At 45.8% G+C, this 22,380-nt stretch carries 24 protein-coding genes; 13 read left to right on the forward strand and 11 right to left on the reverse strand.

Annotation, left to right across the window (positions count from 1 at the left end; genetic code table 11):
- Positions 1-70: 70 nt before the first annotated feature.
- The gene (pdhA, locus tag GWR21_RS07900) at positions 71-1,081 is read right to left on the reverse strand and encodes a pyruvate dehydrogenase (acetyl-transferring) E1 component subunit alpha (RefSeq protein WP_162331204.1); all 1,011 of its coding nucleotides are present in this window, start codon (positions 1,079-1,081) and stop codon (positions 71-73) included.
- Positions 1,082-1,253: 172 nt separating this feature from the next.
- Here pdhA and recF point away from each other — a divergent pair, with 172 nt between their 5' ends.
- From recF to GWR21_RS07915, 3 genes are all read left to right on the forward strand, one after another.
- The gene (recF, locus tag GWR21_RS07905) at positions 1,254-2,336 is read left to right on the forward strand and encodes a DNA replication/repair protein RecF (protein WP_162331205.1); all 1,083 of its coding nucleotides are present in this window, start codon (positions 1,254-1,256) and stop codon (positions 2,334-2,336) included.
- A gap of 24 nt (positions 2,337-2,360) precedes the next feature.
- Positions 2,361-2,648 carry a DUF721 domain-containing protein gene (locus GWR21_RS07910; protein ID WP_162331206.1) on the forward strand — a complete coding sequence of 96 codons (288 nt, stop codon included), beginning with the start codon at positions 2,361-2,363 and terminating at the stop codon, positions 2,646-2,648.
- 512 nt (positions 2,649-3,160) lie between these two features.
- Positions 3,161-4,306: a papain-like cysteine protease family protein gene (locus GWR21_RS07915; RefSeq protein ID WP_162331207.1), complete on the forward strand. Its 1,146-nt coding sequence runs from the start codon at positions 3,161-3,163 to the stop codon at positions 4,304-4,306.
- 255 nt (positions 4,307-4,561) lie between these two features.
- On the opposite strand, the gene GWR21_RS07920 is transcribed toward GWR21_RS07915, so the two are convergent.
- From GWR21_RS07920 to GWR21_RS07945, 6 genes are all read right to left on the reverse strand, one after another.
- Complete coding sequence (locus GWR21_RS07920; RefSeq protein ID WP_162331208.1) at positions 4,562-5,068, reverse strand: DUF4252 domain-containing protein; 507 nt, start codon at positions 5,066-5,068, stop codon at positions 4,562-4,564.
- Positions 5,069-5,100: 32 nt separating this feature from the next.
- Positions 5,101-5,622, reverse strand: coding sequence for a DUF4252 domain-containing protein (locus GWR21_RS07925; RefSeq protein WP_162331209.1), 522 nt, complete (start codon positions 5,620-5,622; stop codon positions 5,101-5,103).
- 39 nt (positions 5,623-5,661) lie between these two features.
- Positions 5,662-6,168 (reverse strand): hypothetical protein, encoded by a 507-nt coding sequence (locus tag GWR21_RS07930; protein ID WP_162331210.1) that lies wholly within the window; start codon positions 6,166-6,168, stop codon positions 5,662-5,664.
- The gene (locus tag GWR21_RS07935) at positions 6,158-6,673 is read right to left on the reverse strand and encodes an RNA polymerase sigma factor (RefSeq protein WP_162331211.1); all 516 of its coding nucleotides are present in this window, start codon (positions 6,671-6,673) and stop codon (positions 6,158-6,160) included. The genes GWR21_RS07930 and GWR21_RS07935 overlap by 11 nt, the downstream gene beginning before the upstream one ends.
- Before the next feature lie 181 nt (positions 6,674-6,854).
- Entirely contained in the window at positions 6,855-7,907 is a 1,053-nt protein-coding gene (locus tag GWR21_RS07940; RefSeq protein WP_162331212.1) for an ABC transporter permease, read from the reverse strand.
- Positions 7,908-7,912: 5 nt separating this feature from the next.
- Positions 7,913-9,001 carry a BT_3928 family protein gene (locus tag GWR21_RS07945; RefSeq protein WP_162331213.1) on the reverse strand — a complete coding sequence of 363 codons (1,089 nt, stop codon included), beginning with the start codon at positions 8,999-9,001 and terminating at the stop codon, positions 7,913-7,915.
- Positions 9,002-9,085: 84 nt separating this feature from the next.
- Between GWR21_RS07945 and folP the strand changes: the two genes are divergently transcribed.
- The gene (folP, locus tag GWR21_RS07950) at positions 9,086-9,952 is read left to right on the forward strand and encodes a dihydropteroate synthase (protein WP_162331214.1); all 867 of its coding nucleotides are present in this window, start codon (positions 9,086-9,088) and stop codon (positions 9,950-9,952) included.
- Positions 9,953-9,981: 29 nt separating this feature from the next.
- Positions 9,982-10,794: a diadenylate cyclase CdaA gene (gene cdaA / locus GWR21_RS07955; protein WP_162331215.1), complete on the forward strand. Its 813-nt coding sequence runs from the start codon at positions 9,982-9,984 to the stop codon at positions 10,792-10,794.
- Between the two features lie 124 nt (positions 10,795-10,918).
- Here cdaA and GWR21_RS07960 read toward each other — a convergent pair whose 3' ends face one another.
- Both GWR21_RS07960 and GWR21_RS07965 read right to left on the reverse strand, forming a co-directional pair.
- Positions 10,919-11,803: an FKBP-type peptidyl-prolyl cis-trans isomerase gene (locus GWR21_RS07960; RefSeq protein WP_162331216.1), complete on the reverse strand. Its 885-nt coding sequence runs from the start codon at positions 11,801-11,803 to the stop codon at positions 10,919-10,921.
- Between the two features lie 27 nt (positions 11,804-11,830).
- Complete coding sequence (locus GWR21_RS07965; protein ID WP_162331217.1) at positions 11,831-12,835, reverse strand: DHH family phosphoesterase; 1,005 nt, start codon at positions 12,833-12,835, stop codon at positions 11,831-11,833.
- Between the two features lie 161 nt (positions 12,836-12,996).
- Between GWR21_RS07965 and GWR21_RS07970 the strand changes: the two genes are divergently transcribed.
- From GWR21_RS07970 to GWR21_RS07980, 3 genes are all read left to right on the forward strand, one after another.
- Complete coding sequence (locus GWR21_RS07970; RefSeq protein WP_162331218.1) at positions 12,997-13,416, forward strand: nucleoside-diphosphate kinase; 420 nt, start codon at positions 12,997-12,999, stop codon at positions 13,414-13,416.
- Between the two features lie 104 nt (positions 13,417-13,520).
- Positions 13,521-14,426 carry a site-specific tyrosine recombinase XerD gene (gene xerD, locus GWR21_RS07975; protein ID WP_162331219.1) on the forward strand — a complete coding sequence of 302 codons (906 nt, stop codon included), beginning with the start codon at positions 13,521-13,523 and terminating at the stop codon, positions 14,424-14,426.
- Positions 14,427-14,587: 161 nt separating this feature from the next.
- Positions 14,588-15,559 (forward strand): phosphatidylinositol-specific phospholipase C, encoded by a 972-nt coding sequence (locus GWR21_RS07980; RefSeq protein WP_162331220.1) that lies wholly within the window; start codon positions 14,588-14,590, stop codon positions 15,557-15,559.
- A 144-nt stretch (positions 15,560-15,703) separates the two neighbouring features.
- On the opposite strand, the gene GWR21_RS07985 is transcribed toward GWR21_RS07980, so the two are convergent.
- Complete coding sequence (locus GWR21_RS07985) at positions 15,704-16,570, reverse strand: hypothetical protein (protein ID WP_162331221.1); 867 nt, start codon at positions 16,568-16,570, stop codon at positions 15,704-15,706.
- Positions 16,571-17,003: 433 nt separating this feature from the next.
- Here GWR21_RS07985 and GWR21_RS07990 point away from each other — a divergent pair, with 433 nt between their 5' ends.
- From GWR21_RS07990 to GWR21_RS08010, 5 genes are all read left to right on the forward strand, one after another.
- Positions 17,004-17,411 (forward strand): hypothetical protein, encoded by a 408-nt coding sequence (locus GWR21_RS07990; RefSeq protein WP_162331222.1) that lies wholly within the window; start codon positions 17,004-17,006, stop codon positions 17,409-17,411.
- A 144-nt stretch (positions 17,412-17,555) separates the two neighbouring features.
- Positions 17,556-18,107, forward strand: a complete 552-nt coding sequence (locus GWR21_RS07995) for a hypothetical protein (protein ID WP_162331223.1) — start codon at positions 17,556-17,558, stop codon at positions 18,105-18,107.
- On the forward strand, positions 18,104-18,907 hold the full coding sequence (locus tag GWR21_RS08000; protein ID WP_162331224.1) for a sensor histidine kinase: 804 nt from the start codon (positions 18,104-18,106) through the stop codon (positions 18,905-18,907). The genes GWR21_RS07995 and GWR21_RS08000 overlap by 4 nt, the downstream gene beginning before the upstream one ends.
- Before the next feature lie 136 nt (positions 18,908-19,043).
- Positions 19,044-19,703: a response regulator transcription factor gene (locus tag GWR21_RS08005; protein WP_162331225.1), complete on the forward strand. Its 660-nt coding sequence runs from the start codon at positions 19,044-19,046 to the stop codon at positions 19,701-19,703.
- Between the two features lie 69 nt (positions 19,704-19,772).
- On the forward strand, positions 19,773-20,615 hold the full coding sequence (locus tag GWR21_RS08010; protein WP_162331226.1) for a DUF2911 domain-containing protein: 843 nt from the start codon (positions 19,773-19,775) through the stop codon (positions 20,613-20,615).
- Between the two features lie 52 nt (positions 20,616-20,667).
- On the opposite strand, the gene GWR21_RS08015 is transcribed toward GWR21_RS08010, so the two are convergent.
- Entirely contained in the window at positions 20,668-22,371 is a 1,704-nt protein-coding gene (locus GWR21_RS08015; RefSeq protein ID WP_162331227.1) for a sodium:solute symporter, read from the reverse strand.
- Positions 22,372-22,380: the final 9 nt, after the last annotated feature.

The raw sequence follows: 22,380 nt of genomic DNA on the forward strand, positions 1-22,380 counted from the left end.
ATATAAAAAAGGTTAGCGAATCTACCCGTTATATTAAAACGGCCGGGATCGCTAACCTTCACTATATTATTTAGTCAACAATGAACGGGTAATCATCCTGAACATAAACGTCTTTCAGCAGTTCATCATCTGCGGGCCATGGAGACTCTTCAGCGAACTGTACGCAATGTTCAACTTCCTGTTTTACCTTCTCATTGATAGCTTCGATTTCAGCATCCGTAGCCCATTTGTTCTTTTGGATAGTAGCCAGTACCTGGTTGATAGGATCTTTATCTTTATACTCTTCTACTTCCTCTTTAGTACGGTATTTAGCAGGGTCACTCATAGAGTGGCCACGGTAACGGTAAGTCTTGATCTCCAGTAAAGAAGGACCTTCACCGGCACGAGCGCGTTTTACAGCTCTCTCGATACCTTCGTGCACCGTTTCACAGCTCATCCCATCGATAGTAGCACTAGGCATATCGTAGGCATTCGCTAACTTATAGATATCCAGCACGTTAGAAGTACGTTCTACCGAAGTACCCATCGCGTACATGTTATTTTCGCAAATGAAAATTACAGGCAGTTTCCACAGCATAGCCATATTAAATGTCTCATGCAGCATACCCTGACGGGCAGCACCATCACCGAAGAAGCAAAGTGCTACGTTATCTGTACCCTTATATTGCTCTGCGAATGCCAGGCCTGCACCAGTACCGATCTGCGCACCTACGATACCATGACCGCCGAAGAAACCTTTATCAGGAGCAAAGAAGTGCATACTACCACCTTTACCTTTGGAACAACCTGTTGCCTTACCATACAGCTCAGCCATACATTCGTCAGCAGTCATTCCTTTCGCGATCGCCAAAGCGTGGTCACGATAAGCAGTGATGAACTTATCATCCGGTTTAGTTGCTGTCATTGCACCTGCAGCAATTGCTTCCTGTCCTATATACAGGTGGCAAAAACCACGAATCTTCTGCATCCCATACAATTGGCCGGCTTTTTCTTCAAAGCGGCGCAGCAAGAGCATCAATTCATACCAGTACAAATATGTCTCTTTGGTGAATTTCGTCTTTACGTCTGTTTTTGTAGCCACTGTTTCTTAATTTGTCCGCAAATATAACAGGAAAATCCTAAAAACTAAATACTTTGCAACTTTGCAGAAAAGTACTGCCGGGAAACAGCCTTTTATGAGGCCCTGATTTCCAGTCCAGCGCGGATTACAATAATTTTATTTTTAATTCATAACTGATAATCAGAAGGTTATTTTGCTATCGCTTAGAAAGATATCTCTCGTCCAATTTAAAAATTACGCAGGAAAAAGTTTCAGCTTTGACAAACGCATCATCGGTATTACCGGGCGTAACGGCTCTGGCAAGACCAATCTGCTGGATGCTATATATTATATATGCTTCACCAAAAGCTACTTCACCAGCAGCGAGGCACAGAACACCCAGTACCAGACCAGCGGCTTCCGCCTGGAAGGCGTGATGGAGCGGGAAGGCAATGAAGGAAAGATCGTCTGCACACTCAAGGAAGGCAAAAAAGAAATTGCCCTCAATGAGGAGTACTACGAGCGCTTTTCTCAGCATATCGGTAAATATCCAGCGGTGATGATCGCTCCCGATGATGCCGAAATTATCCTGGGGGGTAGTGAAGAACGCCGTAAATGGCTCGATGCATTACTTTGCCAGCTGCACCCCGGTTATCTCGAACACCTCATCACCTATCAGAAAATACTCGCACAGAAGAATAGTCTGCTCAAGTCAATGAATGGACAGGGCGGCAGTCAGGATGCTCTGCTGGACATCTTTGACGAGCAACTGGTACACCATGGTACACCCGTCTTTGAATGGCGACGTGCATTCCTCCCTGGTTTTATCCGCCAGGTACAACAGTTATACGATTATCTCGCAGGTAAACACGAAACTGTCAATATTCAATACCTGTCAGGGCTGCACGATCAGTCGTTCACCGCCCTCCTTGCTGCTAACCGTTATAAGGACATGCAACTGCAACGCACCTCCGGCGGTATTCATAAAGATGACCTTCAGTTCCTGCTGGATGATCATCCTATGAAAACCAGCGCCTCACAGGGGCAACGGAAGAGTTTCCTATTCGCGCTCAAACTCGCACAGTTCGAAGTCATTAAAGAACATAAGAAATTTGCTCCTATCCTGCTACTGGATGACGTTTTCGAAAAACTTGACCAGGAACGGGTGACCCGGCTGATCAACCTTGTGAGCAGTCCGGTATACGGACAGGTCTTCATCACCGACACCCATGCTGCCAGAATATTAACCGCATTCAAAGAAAATGCAGATAACTTTCAATTAGTCGAGATGCAATAAGGATGAAATACGTATCTTTGCGGAATGCGCTACGGAATTACATCAATGGAGGATGCACTGAAAGATTTTATGTCGAAAAGCCGTCTCAAACCGAGGCTGACTGAAGTACGCATACAGGAAAACTGGGAGCAGCTGATGGGCAGAACGATCTCCCGTTATACAGAGAATTTACAGCTGATAGATGGCAGACTGCACATCGCTACAACCGTTGCTCCCCTCAAACAGGAACTCAGCTATTCAAAAGACCGTATTATCAAACTGGTGAATGAAATGCTGGGAGAACCGGTAGTAAGGGAAGTTATCGTAAGATAATTTTTACCTCTTTATACAATGCTGGGGCGTATCAATATGATACGCCCTTTTTGTTTGGCCCTTACATAGTGAGCTCCATCACCAGCTATACTGTTCCCGGGTAGCATCCTTTCTACTACCAGATCTTACCATTATACCCTTATTACACCCTAATCCCTCCCTTGACCTACGGACAAATACACGGGTATTGATGCTTTATAATAAGGATGCCAGACCATAGCAGAGTACTAATCAGCACTTTAAGCACCAAATAAAGGAAGCCCCCCTATAACGCACGTATTACCAGTAAATTACAGGAACACTCAGGTGAATACTGCCGGTTCTGCACCAGAAGACGTTCCCACTATGCAATTACTTAAACTGCCCTAACCTCCTGCCCTGCCCGCTGCCGCGAACTACTACTCATAAAATCGGGTATTTATACTCTTTTCAGATATACCGCAAGCCGATAATTTTGCTCTCACCATTCCACCACACAAGTATTTCTTTTTTAACCCCAAACATTTTACATCATGAGTTTCACCAATTTTCAGGAACAGGTTATTCAAAAACCTTTTGTACAGGAGTTAGCCATCTGGGACAAGCTCTACTCAAGCACTGTACTCAATTTTAACATGGAGGCACAGACACAATCCAACTGGTGTTGGGCAGCTACTTCAAAAAGCGTGTCTTTCTTCTATTCCGCTTTGCTGAACCCCTGGACGCAATGTAAAATTGCCTCCTCCGAACTCGGACAAACCTGCTGTACATCACCCGTTCCAGGCCCTTGCAACGTGCCCTGGTATCTGGACAAGGCACTCACCCGCACCAAAAACTTTGTAGAACTGAAATATGGTACCATGAGCTGGGAAGCCGTGAAAGAACAGATCGATGCCGGTCTGGTAGTAGGCACACGTATCGGCTGGTCTGGTGGCGGTGGACACTTTATGGCGATCTATGGTGTCTCTAAGATCTTTAACACCAAGTACTTCCATATTGATGATCCTATCTATGGTAAAAGCATACTCACTGTTAGTCAGTTCTCCACCAATTACCAGGGTAGTGGCACCTGGACACACAGTTACATCACGAAAAAACATTTTTACTTTATGTGGATCAAAGACCTCGTATTCAAACCTGAACTGCTCAAACCCATTCCGGAGGTTCGCCCGCTGGTACGTTTACAACGTCCCAATATTAAGGCCGATAAAACCGCTGCTGAACTGGAACTGAGCTTTGCGCATCACGCATACGTGGTCGGGCTGAAAGATATCGATAAAGATATCGCCATCCCGGAAAGACCAAGCTCACTGCGCATAGTAGAACTGGATCAGCGTAAACCGGTAGCCCTGTACGATCTCGCTACGACGGAAGAAGATCCTCATGTACTGCAGGTAAGCACAGATGATGATTACCTGAACCGCATAGAAACAGGTATGGAACAGATCAAATCCAGTCTACGGGAAAAACAGATTGAAGGCGAAATGAGGGTACTGAAATTCCCTGCACTGAACCTCGAAGCGCTGTGGTTACATACTGAAGGCAGAGAAAATGACCGATATTATCTGTTGCGTCACTTTGGCCAGGACGATGTTGTGCTGGATGAAGGCCGGTTTAAAGAACTGGTGCTGAAACAGAAGGCCGTGGTAGAAAAACAGGATGACCTAATGGGTGCGTAAGCTATCAAACGTCGGTAGCAATGATTGATGAATAACGACGGCACATAAAAGATGCGCCGCCTGTACTAAGCGCGTTCCCGGTTACGAGCCGGGAACGCGCTTAGTTATACAATAAGTGATTGTACTGCTATTGAATTAAACTGCATTTCACTACGTCCGCCATGGTGAAAAGCATAACCATATTACCCAATCAAATGCCGATCTACGCTGAACAGCGAATAATTATCGTCAGCCTATACGGCTATTTCCTGCGTCTCAGCTTTTCACAAATCCCTGTATCAACGCATTCACATCATCGGTATGCAGCTTCGTACGCAAATTCACCATCACGAAATCCGCTTCGTCCTGCACCAGTATTACCACATTCCCCAACTCATCATCTTTCCCCTTGTTCAGCATGTAAACCATTGCGCCTTCATGACGTACTTCTACCAGCGATTCAAATCCGTCCTTACTGATCAGTGTTTCTTTCAAACGTCTGATAGCAGTGATATCTATCAGATCTTTGCTGGCGCCTGCCAATGTATAGACTTTCACTTTATGCACCCTGCCCAGTACCCTCTTTATCTGGCGTGTATCTTCGTCTCCATTGGCGGGAATGATCCAGCTGGCTAATTTCAAAGGAACGCGACCGACGCCTATTCTCACGCCGGTACATTCACCCCGGTACTCACGATAAAAGGCGCGAAGCGATTTTTTCTGTGCCAGAGCAGGGCTTACGGCGAACAAGAGAACTATTGCAATGATAGCTATGTATTTCATAATGATGGGTTGATCTGTGGTGATTAAACGGGTTATCTTTTAATGTGCTTTAATTTGTCGAATCCTTCGATATTCATGCCGTTAGCCAGCTGACTGATCTCGGCCAGGTCGATATCGCCGATCAGGCTCATGGCCAGAAATTCGGTGTCGCTGCCCACCAGCATGATCAGTTCGGCAATATTGCCTTTCGCGTTCTCTTTTACCAGGAAGCGGAGATCATCCTTCCCATCCCGGACAGTCATTAGCTCCTCAAAGTCTTTACTCAGCATGGAGGAAGCTTCTTTGAACAACGCCGTTCCTCCCTTGGCATTTTCTTTGGCCAGCAGGCGCAGCCCCCTGATCCTTTTCACGATCTGCAGGAATTGCTTTCCATCAGGGGAATTGATATCCAGTTTGCTGAACATGCTGAACATCTTGGGCGTTACACTGATCAGGGTAAAGGTCTGATCATTTTCATACTTTTCAAAAAAACGATCGATGCCACTACCCTGCTGGGCAAAGATAGGCAGACCGGTGCCAGCAATGAGCAGCACCAATAACAAAAAGCGTTTCATAAGTTTTCTTTTTATGTCAGATTTTTAGAATGGCCGTAATTAATTTGCGCGGATCTTCTCCGCAGCTTCGTTAAAGTAAGACAGCTTCTGTACCTGAGATGTACCCTTGTTCAGATTGCGGGACAGTAAGGCCAGTGCTTTCTGTGTTGCAGCAAATGCCTCCTTCGGATCATCGTAGGTATCTTCTTCCATTGATCTTTCTGCCAGCACTGTCTCATGTCTGATCTGGAACTGCCTGGCTGAATAGCCCACACCCACTGCCATCAGTAATATAGCGGCATATTTCATCCAGTGATGCCATGCCATTGTTCTTACCACCCTTTTCGGAGGCGCCTGTGCGATCAGTGTGGCGATGTCAGGAAACGCAGGTACCGGAATGTCTGCTTCCGCTGCGAAGTAACCGAATAAGGGCTGCACTTCCTTCAGATCAGCGGGAAGGTCCTTCCTGTCTGTGCTGAAAAAATTACGCAATACTTCCTCTTCCTCCAATGAGGAGGTACCATCCCAATAACGGTCTAATAATTCCCTGATCCTGTTAAACTCCATACACTTGCTGTTTTTGTAATTGTTCGCGTACTGCTTTTCGTGCACGGTGCAGATTGATCTTCACCTCACTCATTTCTATCATCAGGATATCTGCGATCTCCTGGTAGCTGTACCCGTCAATATCTCTCAATTGTATTATCGTACGGTATTTATCTGGTAACGCAGCTATCACACGGTGTACCCTGCGCATCACGTCCTGTTGCTCTGTAGCCGTATGCGGATTCGCCTCGTGCAATGCCGGTACTTCACTGGCTCTATCAAGCTCCTCTGAACGCCTGTATTTCCTCGCCTTCATTTTGTCCAGCGCCAGGTTCCGCACGATACGCATACACCATGCCTCCATATTCTGCAAGTCAGGCATCCGCTCCTGTTGCTGCCATACCTTGAGCAGGGTATCCTGTGTTACGTCCATTGCATCTTCCTCATTTTCCAGTAGTCTGTAGGCAAAGCGGTAAAGCTTCTGCCTGACGGGAACTACCTGTGAAAGAAAGATTTCTAAAGACATAAATAACAGATTCCTTGTTCTAAGTTACGACTTGCGTTGTTGCCTCCATCTGCTGATCTCTTTTCCTTCCTTCCCGGATGCTACAGAGCGTTTACATAAAGAAGACGACCCGTCAAATACTTTGTTACAAAAAAAGGGAAAGTTTTTTCAGAATAAGGATAAGCCGCTATTAATAAGCGACTTACAATTTTATACGTGGGTCTATGATCGTGTAGAGCAGGTCTGCCAGCAGGTTGATCACCACAAAAATGCCGGCAGTAAATAATATAGATCCCATCAGTACGGGGAAATCAAACTTTTCGAGGGCGTCCACGGTGATCTTGCCGATGCCCTTCCATCCGAAGATATATTCAACAAAGAAGGCGCCTGCCAATAGTTCGGCAAACCAGCCGGTAATAGCCGTCACTACGGGATTCAGGGCATTCCGGAGGGCATGTCTGAATACGACCGCCCGCTGGGATAATCCCTTCGCATATGCCGTACGGATATAGTCCTGGTTCAGGACGTCCAGCATAGCGCTACGTGTCAGTTGTACGATAATGGCAAGGGGACGTATTCCCAACGTAACAGCGGGTAATATGAGATGGCGTATACTCAGGATGCGGCCTGCAAAGGGATCGGTCTCAAACAGACTACCCGTCATATGAAGGCCTGTATAATCGCTTAACACGAAACCAAAGAGATAGGCTACGACAATGCCCATGAAGAATGAGGGCGCAGAAATGCCGACTACACTGGCAAAGACCGCCCCTGTATCCATCCAAGTATTTTGTTTTACTGCGGATAATATCCCGAGTCCGATACCGGCGACAGTAGCAAACAACATCGCTGCTGCTGCCAGCACCAGGGTGCCAGGCAATGCTTCTGTCAATATTTCCCATACATCCTTTTTCCCCTGATAGGAACGGCGCAGGTAGGGGGTTTTTAGTACCAGGAGCCGGCCGTGTTGCAAATGGGCCAGTGTCAGGTAATGCATATTGTCTTCCGCAGCAGCGTTACTGTGTATGCCAACAGGCGACAGGTCATTTAAATATAAAAGGAACTGCACCGGTAAGGATTTATCCAGGTGCAGTTCCTTTCTTACATTCTCCAGCGATGTTACGTCCGCGCGCTGCCCCAGGGTCAACCTAGCCGGATCGCCCGGCAGTACGTTGAACAGGAAGAATACCAGTATCACTACTCCCAGTAATACCAGTACGCCATAACTGAGTTTACGCAGCAGAAATTTGAACATGCGGATTATGGTATATCGTTATAATGCCATTTGCCTTTGATCGTGCCTTTTTCCAGAAGGATCAGACAGGGATTGCTTCTACCAGCTGTTTTGATCGCGGTTCCGTCCATCTGAACAAACGGAAACTGTAATCCATGTGCAGTGGAGAAAGCTGAGATATCTGCTTTAGAGGAAGCGGTAACACCGTAAATGTAGATCTTTCCTGTTTTCGCCTGTTCCTGCAGTGCATGCATTTTTGCATCCCAGCCCTTACCTGCTTCATGGACGTTCTTTACAAGGAAAAGATAGATAGGTGTTGATTCTGACAGGATTGCCTGCGTCTGATCACCACCATCCAGGCCAGTCAGGATAAAATCCTTAATAGGCGCCTCTCCTTCTGCTTCTCTTACCAGTTTATCTTTACGGTCTACGAACACCCAGGTACTGTCGGACCATGGATAGTTAGCATCAGTGAACTCTTTCTGCTGACCATCTTTCTCATAGATCAGTACTGTTTCGTATTCTGCCGGACGCGCTCCCGGAGGCAATTTCATTTTTTCAGGAATGTTATTACCTACTTTATAACCCAGGCAGTCTACGATCGGCAGGTGTTCAAGTGTATACCATTGTATACCAGCTGCGAATAAAACGGAAACCAGTACCAGTGCGAATGTTAGCTTTTTGCCGAACAGCGGTTTAATTTGTTTCTGATAGATAAAGAGGATGAGGATCATCACCAGCAGGATGACATCTTTCCAGAAGGTCTGGGAAGCCGTCAGTTTGATACAGTCGCCAAAACAACCACACTCTTTAATCTCGCCACTGTATAATGCATAACCAGTGAGGAAGGTAAAAAATACGATCATGATCAACAGCAGGGAGGACACAAGACGCATGCGGAAGCCTAACAGCAACGCAGCCCCCAGTGCGATCTCCAGCGTATTCATAATAATAGAATAAGCCAGTGAATAAGGAGAGAGGAATGTCATATGCAACACCTCGAAAAACTCGTCCATCTTATAGCTGAGCCCCAGTGGGTCATTCGCTTTGACCAGACCAGAAAAAATAAACAAAACGCCAACGATAATTCTTAATAGGTTCAGGAGAAGTTTCATGGATAACTTTTTTTACCGGTGTTGATATACATAGTTGCAGATCACCACATTATTCTATTTTTGTGAAGCAAAATAATCAATAAAATGCAAAAGGATACAATGGAAGGGAAGAACGGCGAATATACTACGATCAATTGCCAGGGTAAGCTGCTTGATTTGTCCAAACCAGTTGTCATGGGTATTATCAACATTACAGAAGACTCATTTTTCGCAGGCAGTAGAACGCAGCATATTGATCTTGTACTGGAAAGAGCCGCTCAGCTGATAGCCGAAGGTGCGCAGATCCTGGACATCGGTGCACAGAGTACCCGCCCGGGCGCTGTCACTGTCGGTCCTGATACGGAACTGGAACGACTGGTACCTGCTGTGCGCATACTAAAAGAGCATTTCCCACAAGCCGTCCTCTCCATTGATACCTATTACGCGAATGTAGCAGAACAGACTGTTGATGCAGGCGCAGCCATCGTGAATGATGTCAGTGCCGGAGACCTGGATGCTGCCATGATACCGACGGTGGGCAGACTACAGGTGCCTTACATTGCCATGCACATGCAGGGTACACCTGCAAACATGCAGCAACAGCCGCATTACGAAGACGTGGTACAGGACGTGCTGGACTATTTTGTGCGCAAACGCGCGGAATGCCTGGAAGCGGGTATCAAAGATATTATTATCGATCCCGGATTCGGATTTGGTAAAACACTTGCCCATAACTATACCCTGTTAAAAAAACTACACGTTTTACATATGCTGGAATGCCCGCTACTCGTGGGGATCTCCAGGAAATCGATGATCTATAAACTGCTTGACAGCTCTCCTGCTGAAGCTCTCAATGGTACCACGATCCTGCATACGCTGGCGCTGCAACAGGGCGCGCATATTCTAAGGGTACATGATGTGAAAGCAGCCATAGAAGCTGTGAAGATCACACAGTATATGAATGCGCTATAGCATATAAATATTTGTTATTTTTACGATCTATGGAAAGCTTGTTTAGTTTTTACGGATATCGCTTTCACTGGCTGAACATACTGGACCTGGTAATAGTAATATTCCTCGTTATACAGCTGTACCGCCTGCTGAAGGGAAGCCTGGCCTTTAATATCTTCGTGGGGTTATTGATGATATACCTGGCGTACTTTATTGTACAACAGCTACACATGCCTATCCTGAGCACCCTATTACAGAGCTTTATCAATGTCGGACTCATCGCCATCATCATCATATTCCAGCCAGAGATCAGGAAGTTCCTGCTAGTGTTGGGAAAGAAGGCGCCACTGAGTAAAGACAGCTTCTTTACCAAACTGTTCCTGCCCGATAAGTTCAAAAGCTATAAAGAAGAAGAGAATATCATTAACGAAGTCATCACAGCCGTAGCCCGCATGGCCAGCAGCCGTACCGGAGCACTGATCGTGATCGCCAATACCTACCGTGTAAAGTTTGATACCGCATCCAGCATCGCACTTGACAGTAACATCAATGCCAAATTATTAGAAAGCATCTTCTGTAAGGGAAGTCCGCTGCATGACGGTGCATTGATCATTGTGGGCAATAAAATACTGGCCGCAAAAGTGATCCTGCCCGTGTCTGAAAATCCAAATCTGCCTACCCGTATCGGCCTGCGTCACCGCTCCGCTGTGGGGATTACAGAGCATAGTGATAACCTTGCTATCATTGTTTCGGAAGAAAGAGGCACCATTTCCTATGCACAGGATGGGAACCTCGTGCAGGAGATATCACTGGAGGAGCTGAAGGTGAAGATGTATGAAGTCATGGTAGATGGATATGCGTAAATAGTCCGGCTTCATCACCAGTTACTAATCACTAATTACTATTTTCTAATTACCAATTAAAGAAAAAGGATGTCCGCTGTAGCGAACATCCTTTTTCTTTATCAGCAGTTAATTGCTTTTTCTCTTAGTGACCTTGTTGCAGAGCGGCAGGAGCCATTGGAGCAGCGCCCGCACCTGGTTTACCTTTCACAACGTCTACCAGCTGTACTTCGAATACCAGTACAGAGTTAGCCGGGATAGGGCCACTGGACTGCAGACCGTAACCTAAAGTAGAAGGGATCAGCAGGGTAGCTTTAGCACCTTTCTTCAGAGAAGCGATACCAGCATCCCAACCTTTGATCACGAAGCCCTGACCCAGCGGGAATCTGATTGGCTCGATACGAGCCCCTGGTCTTAAAGTAGTGTCCAGGCTGGAATCAAATACTTTACCGTCAGTGAGGCGGCCGGTGTAGTGTACTACAACGGTATCACCAGCCTGAGGTTTTTCGCCTGTACCTTCCTGAGATACAGCTACGTAAACACCTTCGGGAGTGGGTGTAGCAGACAGTTTATTTTTATCCAGGTATTCTTTGATAACCTTATCGTCTTTTTCTTTCTGTTTTGCGCTAGTATAAGTACCTACTACTACGAAAGTCAAATTCAATTTATCACCTGCTTTAGCCATTGGTGGTTTCTGCGGTAAGCTATCGATAGGAATAGTGAAAGTTGCGCTATCGCCTTCTTTCAGCATCACCAGACCATCCATCAGGTCTAATTTATTCTGGGATTTAGTGATCACGAACGGAACAGGACCGCCTGCAACTTTACGTGATTCGATCATAACTGAATCGTTCAGGCTCTGGATAATGTTCAACAGTACAGTGTCGCCCAGCTTCAGCTGCGCGCCGCTTCCTGACTTATGAACAACGAAATCCACGCCACCTGGAGTTTTTTTGGCACCACCACCGGCACCGCAGCTAGCCAAAAACAGGCCTAACGCTGCAACTAACAACTGTTTGTTCTTTTTCATTTGACTGTATTAGTAGGATTGAATAACTTATTGTAATGCTTCTTCGTTCTCTTTAATGGCTTCGATAAAATGTTGTATGGTTTTTTCGAGTGTCTCAGAGCTGTGTCCGCCGGAAGCGTGGAAGTGTCCGCCGCCATCAAAATATTTCCTTGCGAAAGTATTTACGTCAAAATCTCCTTTGGAACGGAAAGATAATTTTATTTCAGAGTGACGGTCTATGATCAATGCCGCCAGCTTAATACCCTGGATGGACAGCAGGAAGTTCACAACTCCTTCTGTATCACCGGTCTGGAGGTCAAAACGCTTCAGATCAGTATATGGTATAGCGATCATAGCGGTATTGTATTCATAATATACCTCCATTCGGTTCAGCAGGCTATGTCCCAGGAACCGCAGCCGGTTTTCCAGGAAGTTGTCATAGATGGCTGAGTGAATGATCTCATGTTTCAGGCCACGGTCAAACAGATCGGCCACCATACGGTGCACCCTGGCAGAGGTGGATGCGAAACGGAAAGAGCCGGTATCGGTCATTGTTCCTGCATAGATGCACTGTGCCATGTTCTCATTGATCAGGTCACCGTCTCCCAGTTTATAGATCGTTTCATAGACCAGTTGCGCGGTAGAAGCAGCAGTAGTATCGCTGACGCCGTACTCGAAAGTTGGCTGAGGCTCCAGGTGATGATCGATCAGGATCTTGGTGCAGGCCATCTTTGTGAGGTAAGGCTCCATGCTTTTGGTACGATACAATGCATTAAAGTCCAGGCAAAACAGCAGGTCTATACCTTCCAGTGCCTTGAACGCCTTCTCCTGCATAGACTCAAAATCAATTACATCCTTGGCGCCCGGCATCCAGATCAGGAAGTCGGGATAGTTCGTCGGGGAGATAACGGTTACATCATGCCCTTTCTGTCTCAGATAATGATATAAGGCCAGCGACGAGCCCATTGCATCTGCATCGGGTTTCTGATGCATTGTTATTACCACTCTTTTAGGGGTCTCCAGCAAGGGCTTAATTTCCTCTATCCTCTTCATTCTTAACCTTTAAATATGCAGTTTGACCTGCTTTTATATTAACAATAAAATGTAACCGTTTCCTGACAAAAAATGAAGTGCGAAGTTCTCTTTTTTTTTATCACTAAACAAATTCTAGCTACATTTGCGCGCAAAATTAGTTAATTAGGAATTCTAAATATATGGCTAACAACAGAACTTTTACAATGATTAAGCCGGATGCCGTTGAAAACGGACACATCGGTGGTATTCTGAACAAGATCAACGCTGCTGGTTTCCGCATCGTGGCAATGAAAATGACCCGTCTTTCTTCTCAGAAAGCTGGTGAATTCTATGCTGTGCATAAAGAAAGACCTTTCTATGGCGAACTGGTAGAATTTATGAGCAGTGGCCACATCGTGGCTGCTATCCTGGAGAAAGCCAACGCAGTAGAAGATTTCCGTACCCTGATCGGAGCTACTAACCCTGCAAACGCAGCTGAAGGTACTATCCGTAAAGAGTATGCTGAATCTATCGGCCGTAACGCCGTTCACGGTTCTGACTCCGACGAGAACGCAGAGATCGAAGGTAACTTCTTCTTCTCCGGTCTGGAAAAATTCTAATTGACTAACCGGCAGCCCTCTGCCGGTGAAAAATATCAAAGGTCGTACGCCAAAAGCGGACGGCCTTTTGTTTTTTAGCATTCATCTTTATTATCTTGCTCATCATGTGGGATTCATATATCAGGGGGTTCCGGTCTTATCTGCAACTGGAACGTTCACTTTCGGCCAACTCCATCGAGGCTTACCTCCGCGATGTAGAGAAACTATCGCAGTACCTGCTTTCTGTCGGCAAAAACCTATCACCCGACCAGGTAGCCCTGTCCGACCTGCAGGAATGTGTCCAATGGATCGCCACTCTGGGTATGACTGCCACCTCGCAGGCACGTATCATCTCTGGTATAAAGGCTTTCTACCGCTACCTGCTGCTGGAGGATATTGTAAAGAAGGACCCTACTCTCCTGCTGGAAGCACCTAAGACCAGCCGTTTGCTGCCGGATGTACTCAGCTTTGAGGAAATAGAAATGATCATCGCACAGATAAAGGCAGGTACCCCCGAAGGTCAGCGGAACCGGGCCATTATCGAAACAATGTACAGCTGCGGTCTCCGGGTCAGTGAACTGATCAATCTGAAGATCTCCCAGCTTCACTTTGATGCCGGCTTTATCCGGGTGATTGGTAAGGGCGATAAGGAAAGACTGGTACCCATCGGTAGTGATGCTGTCAAGTACATCAATATATATAAGGAGGAGGTCAGGGTACATGTGCCGGTCAAGCCGGGACAGGAAGATATACTTTTCCTGAACCGCCGGGGCAGCGCCCTTACCCGCGTCATGATCTTTCTGGTCATTAAAGATCTGGTCGCAGCCGCAGGTATTGAAAAACAGGTATCCCCGCATACGTTTCGCCATTCGTTCGCCACCCACCTGGTAGAAGGAGGCGCTGACCTCCGTGCCGTACAGGATATGCTGGGCCATGAAAGTATTACGACCACAGAGATCTATACCCATCTGGACAGAGAGTACCTGAGAGATACCTTACAGCGTTTCCATCCCCGGTTCTCTCCTAAATAAGATCTGGGAAATAATCCCTATTATTACCGTATTGTTAACTCCGGTTTCGGGATAGTTGGAAAGTATTTATGGTGTGTCTTTAATATGTGAAGACCTGTAGCCGAGTGAAATCCTATTGGAAATTCTTTACTCCATATAAACCTTAAACCTACAACTACAAGATGAAAACACAACGTTTCATGCCCGTTGCCAGCCTGTTGCTGTCCACTGTATTCTTTACTGCATGTTCCAAAGAGGAAGTTTCACAACCCGCCCTGCGTGCTGACAATGAGGTAGCCATAACCGCACAGGCTACCGCTGTAGCGATGAACAGCTGGATGAGCGGCCTGGCTGACAATACCAGTCTTGCAGCCCTGTCTATCCCAGGTACCCACGACAGTGGTGCACGCACAGAACCAGTAGCTGGAACCGCAAAATGCCAAGACCTGACCATTGCACAGCAGCTGGAAGCAGGTGTACGCTACCTGGACATCCGTTGCCGTCACATTGGTAATGCCTTTGCCATTCACCACGGATCTATCTATCAGAACCTGAACTTCGATGATGTACTGCAGGCGTGTACCAGTTTCCTGACCAGCCATCCGCAGGAGACTATTATTATGAGCGTAAAAGAAGAGTATGACGCAACTGACAACACCCGTACATTTGAGCAAACCTTCGACACGTATGTACAGCAGTATGCCAGTTTCTGGTCTACCGGCGCTACTATCCCGACCCTGGGCCAGGTAAGAGGTAAGATCGTATTACTGAGAAGATTTGGTGCAACGGGCACGCCTAAAGGTATAGAAGCGACCAACTGGGCTGACAATACCACTTTCACCATCAGCAACAGTAATGCAACCCTGAAGATCCAGGACCAGTATGTAGTACCTGATAACAATGCTAAATGGACCAACGTGACGAACCTGTTCACGGAGGCTTTCACCCAAAGCAACAATACACTGTACATCAACTACACCAGCGGTTACAAATCACTGATCTTCAGTATTCCGAGCATTACCACTGTTTCCGGTAACATTAACCCGAGGATCAACACCTATTTTACCAGCGCAGCACATGGCCGGTATGGCGTAATTCCAATGGACTTTGTGAATGCCGACAGGGCGGGTCTGATTGTGAATACTAACTTCTAGGAATAAACGGAATACATAAAAAAAGCTACTCTTCAAGAACAGAAGAGTAGCTTTTTAATGTAATGAAATTGTGTATGTGCGGGTTACCAAACGAAAGACTGGGGCTTACAATACATAATATAGGTTAAATAGCACTTAAACTATTTAATGGTCTACCAGTGATGACTTTCGTCCGGCCACAGCCCAGTTGCTCAGCCAACCAGGTACATAACCCGATATTTTTCTGAAAGTGGACTCCCTGATGTTGATGTTGATCGTACTACAGGGGGCAACTGACTTTCGTCCTGGCATCATGGCCGTTCTGGGGTCTTCTTCCCAAATCAGCTGCTTATCGCGATATACCTTAAAATAGATATCCGGGCCCAGTTGTTCCCTTGGCTCACCAACCAACATTAAGCTGCTGGTCAGTTCTTTTTTGCTGAACCGGAGTTGATACCGGCCCTGTTCATCGGTACGCGCACATCCTAACAGACGATGGTTTCCGGCATTGTACGCTTCGAGTCTAAGTTGTGTTTGTCCCTCTCTGGTGTGTAGCCGCCTTACTGTGCCGGCAATTACCCAGGTACCATAATTGGCCCTAATTTGATTCCAGCTTTCCACTGGAATGATGTATGCATAAGCAGCGACGTATCGCTGTCCTGAACGTGTCCATTGCGGTATTACGGTACTCAGATGATAGTTGGTTTCCAACCCTCTGATGTCTGCCTGTTCGGGCATGTGGTGTATGCAGATGTCCAGTTCAAGTGGTTCCGTAAAAAGATGTAGTTGTTCCCAGGTCAGTCTGAAATTTCCTCGTTCGTCCAGTCTGGCTTCAGCGAGTAAGCGATCACGCTTCGCATCCACCTGTGCTTTTGTTAATTGACCTGGCCCGTAAAAAATATCCGTTTTGGGGTTATTTCTTTTGGGGTATTGGCCATCTGGTAAGTATACACGTAAACGCGCATTTACCAGAGGCTCCATGCAATCATCAGACATCAGTGCAGAAATGTTTCCGATTAACAGATAACACATAGCTCAAAGCTTTAAGAATTAAAAGAAGGGGTTAACATACTTAACCTCGTTCTGGCCGATATGGTGTAGCCGCTTTTTTCTCTGCATGTCTAAGCAAGGAAGAACAAACACGGGTAGAAAGGCCCATTTGCTATTGCTCGTATGAGTCAAAGAACTTAACCATAACTCACAGTGCAAAGATTGAAAAGTTATTTCCGGCAGACAAGCGTTATCCTACTGTTTTATAAGAATACGTAGTTCTACGCATTTTTCATCGGTATGTACGGGGCTGCTTGCGGTCAATGCGGTAGCATTCTAACTCTAAGCTACTGATTTACAATATATTTATACATTTACACAACACAACATGGTACAAAGATGTTATATACGCATAAAGTTTGTCAAGTGATTATTTGTAATAATTTTACCATCAACTTAAAACCACAGCACAACCATGGACATTCCTAAACATTTCCCCCCAGACACGGGCGACTTCATCTCCAGAAAGGAAGCCGACAGATTAAGGGACAATTACTTCAGAAAGAAACACAAAAAGCATGGCAATGAGTTCATTCAGGCTTATTTCTTCGGTAAGGAAAAATTACTTGAACTCCTTAGCTGTCAGGAAGATATCGCCGGTTTACGTATTTATTACGGTGACGATAGCGACCACGATGGAAAAGACGACAAGAAAATGGTCATCTATGCCGTAGACAAAGCAGGAAAAAACATCCTGTATAAGAAAAAACAACAACCTTCAGAGGTGAACTCTTTCATGGCCACAGCGGCAGCGAAAGGTAGCGATGAAGACGAAGGTGGAGCACTGGATAACGGTCTGCCTTGCCCTGCTGATTGTCCGTGAGTGGTTCATCAATTAAACCCAAACTAAGTGTCAATTCATCTGATTTTGTTTTACATTATGTGGGGGATCGAATGCTTGCTTTTGATCCCCTTTATAATTCACTTCGGCAAACTCAATAAAAGTAGCAAGTGGATTTTTTATTTTTTGGTATCCAGTATCATCTTTGCCGGCGGCTCAAAATTAATCGCGCAGTTATGGGGTAATAATCTCTGGTTTTATAACACGATGTATTTCATTGCGTTCGTAATACTCTCTCTTTACTTTCATGCAGTTATCAAATACAAGACCGTACGAAATACAATCCTGGGGATGATCTTCCCGGTGTTAGCTTTTGTCATTCTGGATTATGTGACTATAGAGGGACCGAACCAATTCAACTCATATGCCATATCTGCACAGACATTTATCCTGATGATCTACTGTGCGATCTTCTTTTATCAGCTGCTACGTGATGATGAACTGGTTAAACAGTCTGTTTTTATTAATTCATTACCCGATTTCTGGTACAATTCCGGAATTTTCGTTTATCACTGTGGTTATTTTCTCTTTTCCCTTGCTTATAACTTAATGAATTTTGGCTACCAGGGTGTAAAAGGCTCTACCCGGCTGACGCTCGCAATTACATTTATTGCCGGCATTATTCAGCTCGTCCTTTTGTATATTGGTCTCACCAAAGTAAAAAAGATCCGTTCATGATTTTTTCAGACCTGCTTATTATCGGGACCGCAGTGATGTTATTACTTAGTATCCTGGTGATCGTATTAGTCATCCTTCAGCAGAAACAGGTAATTCAACACAAGCTGGCCATCCGTGATAAAGACCTTCAGTTACAAAAAGAACGACTGATGGCGATTCTCCAGGGACAGGAGCAGGAAAGAAAACGTATCGCAGAAGATCTGCATGATGAAGTGGGGGCGCAGTTGTCCGTGCTTAAACTCAATCTGAACCAACTGCAACCTTTATTAAAAACCGGTAATGGAGAACTGGAACATCTGAAGGAAACCAAAGACTTTACAGATACGATCATACAGCATCTCCGCTTCATCTCGCAAAGCCTCCACCCACAAGCGCTTGAAAACCTGGGACTTTCCAAGGCCCTTGACTCGTTCTGTAACCTGATGAACAAGAACAAACAGGTAAAGATCTCGTTCAAGGACGAAGGGAACCCACACCACGTTGACATAGAAAAAGCATTGAATATCTACCGCGTTGTACAGGAACTCATCAATAATATTCTTAAACACGCTCAGGCTACTCAGATCGAAATAACCTATAGATGTAACAGTAATGGCCTGACGATCAATGTAATGGACAATGGCAATGGCCTTTTGCTCCGTTCGCTCGATAATTCCCGTCAGAAAACAGGCAGTCTGGGACTGAAAAACATTGAAAGCCGCCTCAACGTAATAGGCGGCACTATTGCTTACCTTCCGGGTATAGATAGTGGCACTAACGCCGAAATCAAAGTGGAAAATTATCAAAGCGCTGACGAATAAGACGAATTTTTCTAGCTTTGTCCTGTTAAATAGTTACCAATAGTATAAACGTGGATTTTATTCCCCGCTCCTGTCACATTATACTATTGGCGACACAAGGGACATTTCTATCAAAATACTTAAACAGCCTCCCCCTATGGTGAACAACATTAAGGTGGCCATTGCCGATGATCATAAGATCTTTCGCAGCGGCGTTATTAATACCCTCACCCCATATGAGAACATAAGTGTTGTATTTGAAGCTGAAGATGGGGCGCACCTGCTGCAGATAATGGAAGAACAACAACCTGACGTTATCCTGATGGACCTGAAGATGCCCAATATGGACGGTATTGAAGCCACCAAAAAAGTGCGCGAGAAATACGCAAATGTTAAAGTGATCGTACTAACCATGTATGAAGACGACAACTTCATTGTACATCTCATCGAAAATGGCGCTAACGCCTATCTGCTCAAAAATGCAGAACCAGGAGAGATCTATGAAGCTATCTGCACAACCTACGAAAAGGGCTTTTACTTCAATGAGAATGTAAACCTCGCCCTGCTCAAGAAAGTCATGCACAAGAACAAGCAACACTTTAAACCCACCTTCAGAAATGAAGTGCAGCTCACCGACCGCGAGCTGGAAGTCCTGCGTCTTATCTGTAACGAACATACGACCCAGGAGATCTCCAAGGAAATATTCCTCAGCCCACGCACGGTAGAAGGTCTTCGCCAGAAGTTACTGGAGAAGACCGGCGCTAAAAATATCGTCGGCCTGGTCATGCACGCTTTCAGAAACGGAATAATTGAATGATAAGTGGGTTGATGGTATGATAAAGTTGCCTCATCTTTGCAACTTATTAAACCACCAAACGAAACACATATGAAATCTCTGTTCCGTTACCTGTCAGCAGGTTGTTCTTTATTGCTGTGTGCACAGTTGTCTTTCGCTCAGGGCGTTAAAATGCCGGCTCCGAGCCCTGGACAAACCATCCACCAGGACTTCGCATTATCTTTTGTTGAAGTAAATTATTCCCGTCCTGCTACCAAAGGAAGAAAAGTGATGGGCGACTTAGTTCCTTTCGACAAAGTATGGAGAACCGGTGCCAATGGCGCAACTGTTATCACCTTTGGAGATGACATCAAATTTGGCGGTACCGATGTAAAAGCCGGTAAATATGGTCTGTTGACTATACCTGGCAAAACCGAGTGGACTGTGATCCTGACAAAAAGCCTGGATGTAACCAGCCCTGCTGCTTACAAGCCGGAAAATGATGTTGTTCGCGTAAAAGTGAAACCTACCGAACTGCCTTTCTCTGTTGAAAACTTCATGATCAATTTCGACAATGTAACAGCAAATTCTACCAGAATGATGCTGATCTGGGAAAAAACAATGGTTTCCGTTGAACTGGCTGCTGAAGTTGACAGCAAGATCATGGCACAGCTGGACGCTGCAATGAAAGGTGATAAAAAACCTTACTTCCAGGCAGCTACCTACTACTACGAAACCAACCGTGACCTGAAACAGGCACTGGCATGGGCCGAAGAAGCTGTAAAGGAAAATCCGACCGCTTTCTGGATCGCTACGCTGAAAGCACGTATACAGGCTAAAGCTGGCGATAAGAAAGCCGCTAAAGCAACTGCTGAAAAAGCGATCGAGCTGGCTAAAGCAGCAAAAAATGATGACTATGTAGTGATCAATCAGAAGATTATCGCTTCTTTATAAGTTGTTCTTTTTACAAAGCATGAAGCCCGGCAAACTGCCGGGCTTCTTTATTTTATACCAGTACTTTGCGCTGCTTCTTTCCAATTACCAGCTGCAGGACCGCAGCGATACCCAGGACCAGCAAACAGCCAATAGCATTGAGCCAGAGGAAGGAAACAATGTTCAGCAGATAGATAACAATTACACCTGCTTCAGAAATAATAGCCGCCCAGAATGTCGCAGATCCGCCAATTCTCTTGCAATAAAATGCTACCAGGAAGATACCCAGTATCACGCCGTAGAACAGCGATCCCAGGATATTAACAGCCTCGATCAAACTACCCAGCTGACTCGCAAACTGCGCTACCACGATACAGAAAATGCCCCAAAACACCGTCCACCAGCGCGACACAGATAAATAATGTGCATCACTTTCCTCCTTCTTAAACAACCGCTGATAGATATCGATCACAGTCGTGGAAGCCAGTGAGTTCAGTGCAGCTGCAATACTCCCCCAGGCCGCCAAAAATATTATTGCGATCAGCAGTCCGACCAATCCCTTCGGTAAATTATTCACCACAAAATGCAGGAAGATATAGTTCGTATCATTTGTATCTGCTGCCGGATCTGCCTTTTTGATGAGGGTGATCGCTTCCTCACGGGTAGCAGCAGAACGGGCTTCCGTGGCCTGTAATGCAGATTTCTTCTCTGCGATCACCGCTGCATCCCCACCTTTAATGGCTGCTGCCATTTCCCTTACCTGCTGTTCTTTGGTTGTCGCAAGCTGATTGTATTTATTTTCTACCACCCTGAAAGCTGCACCTTCTTCTGAATTATGCACTTTTTTGATCTGCGCCTCATTAAAAAATACCGGCGCCTTGAAATACAGGTAGAACACAAACACCATCGCACCGATCAATAGAATGAGGAACTGCATAGGTACTTTCACCAGTCCGTTCATCAACAACCCCAGACGGCTTTCCTTAACGGAACGGGCTGTGAGGTACCGCCCTACCTGCGACTGGTCCGTACCGAAGTAGGACAGCGCAAGGAAGAACCCACCTATCAGACCGCTCCAGATATTATACCTGTCTTTCCAGTTAAAGTCTGTGACGATCACATTCAGCTTATCCATCTTACCGGACACCTGTAATGCTTCCTTAAACCCGACATCGGCAGGCAACATATGCACCACCATCCAACCTGCCAGGAACATAGCGGCGAAGATGATCGCCAGCTGGAAAGTTTGCGTATAACTAACCGCCCTCGTTCCCCCCGATACCGTGTAAATAATGAGTAAGCCCCCCATAATCACATTGGTCAGGTAGATATTCCAGCCCAATAGTGAGGATAAGATAATAGATGGTGCGTAAATGCTGATACCTGTAGATAATGCACGCTGTAGCAGGAACAACCCGGATGTCAGCGTACGGGTTTTCAGGTCAAAACGTTGCTCCAGATATTCGTAGGCAGTAAATACTTTCAGTTTATGAAAGATGGGCACGAAGGTGATACATAAGACTACCATTGCCAGCGGCAAACCAAAATAATACTGCACGAAGCGCATGCCGTCAGTATAGGCTTGCCCGGGAGCAGACAGGAATGTTACGGCACTGGCCTGGGTACCGATAATAGATAATAGCACAATGTACCAGGGCATGGACTGGTTATCCAGAAAATAACCCTGCATGTCGCGTTGACCACGACTTTTCCATACGCCATACAGGATGATACCGACCAGTGTAACCACCAGTACGATCCAATCAGCTACGCTCATGAAAATACT

Source organism: Chitinophaga agri, from assembly GCF_010093065.1.
Taxonomy (GTDB): Bacteria; Bacteroidota; Bacteroidia; order Chitinophagales; family Chitinophagaceae; genus Chitinophaga; species Chitinophaga agri.

Bases quoted from the DNA above. Each gene is read 5' to 3' on its own strand.
- GWR21_RS07910 (WP_162331206.1), top strand. From the start codon at position 2,361: ATGCGCTACGGAATTACATCAATGGAGGATGCACTGAAAGATTTTATG.
- GWR21_RS07915 (WP_162331207.1), top strand. From the start codon at position 3,161: ATGAGTTTCACCAATTTTCAGGAACAGGTTATTCAAAAACCTTTTGTA.
- GWR21_RS07920 (WP_162331208.1), bottom strand. From the start codon at position 5,068: ATGAAATACATAGCTATCATTGCAATAGTTCTCTTGTTCGCCGTAAGC.
- GWR21_RS07925 (WP_162331209.1), bottom strand. From the start codon at position 5,622: ATGAAACGCTTTTTGTTATTGGTGCTGCTCATTGCTGGCACCGGTCTG.
- GWR21_RS07930 (WP_162331210.1), bottom strand. From the start codon at position 6,168: ATGGAGTTTAACAGGATCAGGGAATTATTAGACCGTTATTGGGATGGT.
- GWR21_RS07935 (WP_162331211.1), bottom strand. From the start codon at position 6,673: ATGTCTTTAGAAATCTTTCTTTCACAGGTAGTTCCCGTCAGGCAGAAG.
- GWR21_RS07940 (WP_162331212.1), bottom strand. From the start codon at position 7,907: ATGTTCAAATTTCTGCTGCGTAAACTCAGTTATGGCGTACTGGTATTA.
- GWR21_RS07945 (WP_162331213.1), bottom strand. From the start codon at position 9,001: ATGAAACTTCTCCTGAACCTATTAAGAATTATCGTTGGCGTTTTGTTT.
- folP (WP_162331214.1), top strand. From the start codon at position 9,086: ATGCAAAAGGATACAATGGAAGGGAAGAACGGCGAATATACTACGATC.
- cdaA (WP_162331215.1), top strand. From the start codon at position 9,982: ATGGAAAGCTTGTTTAGTTTTTACGGATATCGCTTTCACTGGCTGAAC.
- GWR21_RS07960 (WP_162331216.1), bottom strand. From the start codon at position 11,803: ATGAAAAAGAACAAACAGTTGTTAGTTGCAGCGTTAGGCCTGTTTTTG.
- GWR21_RS07965 (WP_162331217.1), bottom strand. From the start codon at position 12,835: ATGAAGAGGATAGAGGAAATTAAGCCCTTGCTGGAGACCCCTAAAAGA.
- GWR21_RS07970 (WP_162331218.1), top strand. From the start codon at position 12,997: ATGGCTAACAACAGAACTTTTACAATGATTAAGCCGGATGCCGTTGAA.
- xerD (WP_162331219.1), top strand. From the start codon at position 13,521: ATGTGGGATTCATATATCAGGGGGTTCCGGTCTTATCTGCAACTGGAA.
- GWR21_RS07980 (WP_162331220.1), top strand. From the start codon at position 14,588: ATGAAAACACAACGTTTCATGCCCGTTGCCAGCCTGTTGCTGTCCACT.
- GWR21_RS07985 (WP_162331221.1), bottom strand. From the start codon at position 16,570: ATGTGTTATCTGTTAATCGGAAACATTTCTGCACTGATGTCTGATGAT.
- GWR21_RS07990 (WP_162331222.1), top strand. From the start codon at position 17,004: ATGGACATTCCTAAACATTTCCCCCCAGACACGGGCGACTTCATCTCC.
- GWR21_RS08000 (WP_162331224.1), top strand. From the start codon at position 18,104: ATGATTTTTTCAGACCTGCTTATTATCGGGACCGCAGTGATGTTATTA.
- GWR21_RS08005 (WP_162331225.1), top strand. From the start codon at position 19,044: ATGGTGAACAACATTAAGGTGGCCATTGCCGATGATCATAAGATCTTT.
- GWR21_RS08010 (WP_162331226.1), top strand. From the start codon at position 19,773: ATGAAATCTCTGTTCCGTTACCTGTCAGCAGGTTGTTCTTTATTGCTG.
- GWR21_RS08015 (WP_162331227.1), bottom strand. From the start codon at position 22,371: ATGAGCGTAGCTGATTGGATCGTACTGGTGGTTACACTGGTCGGTATC.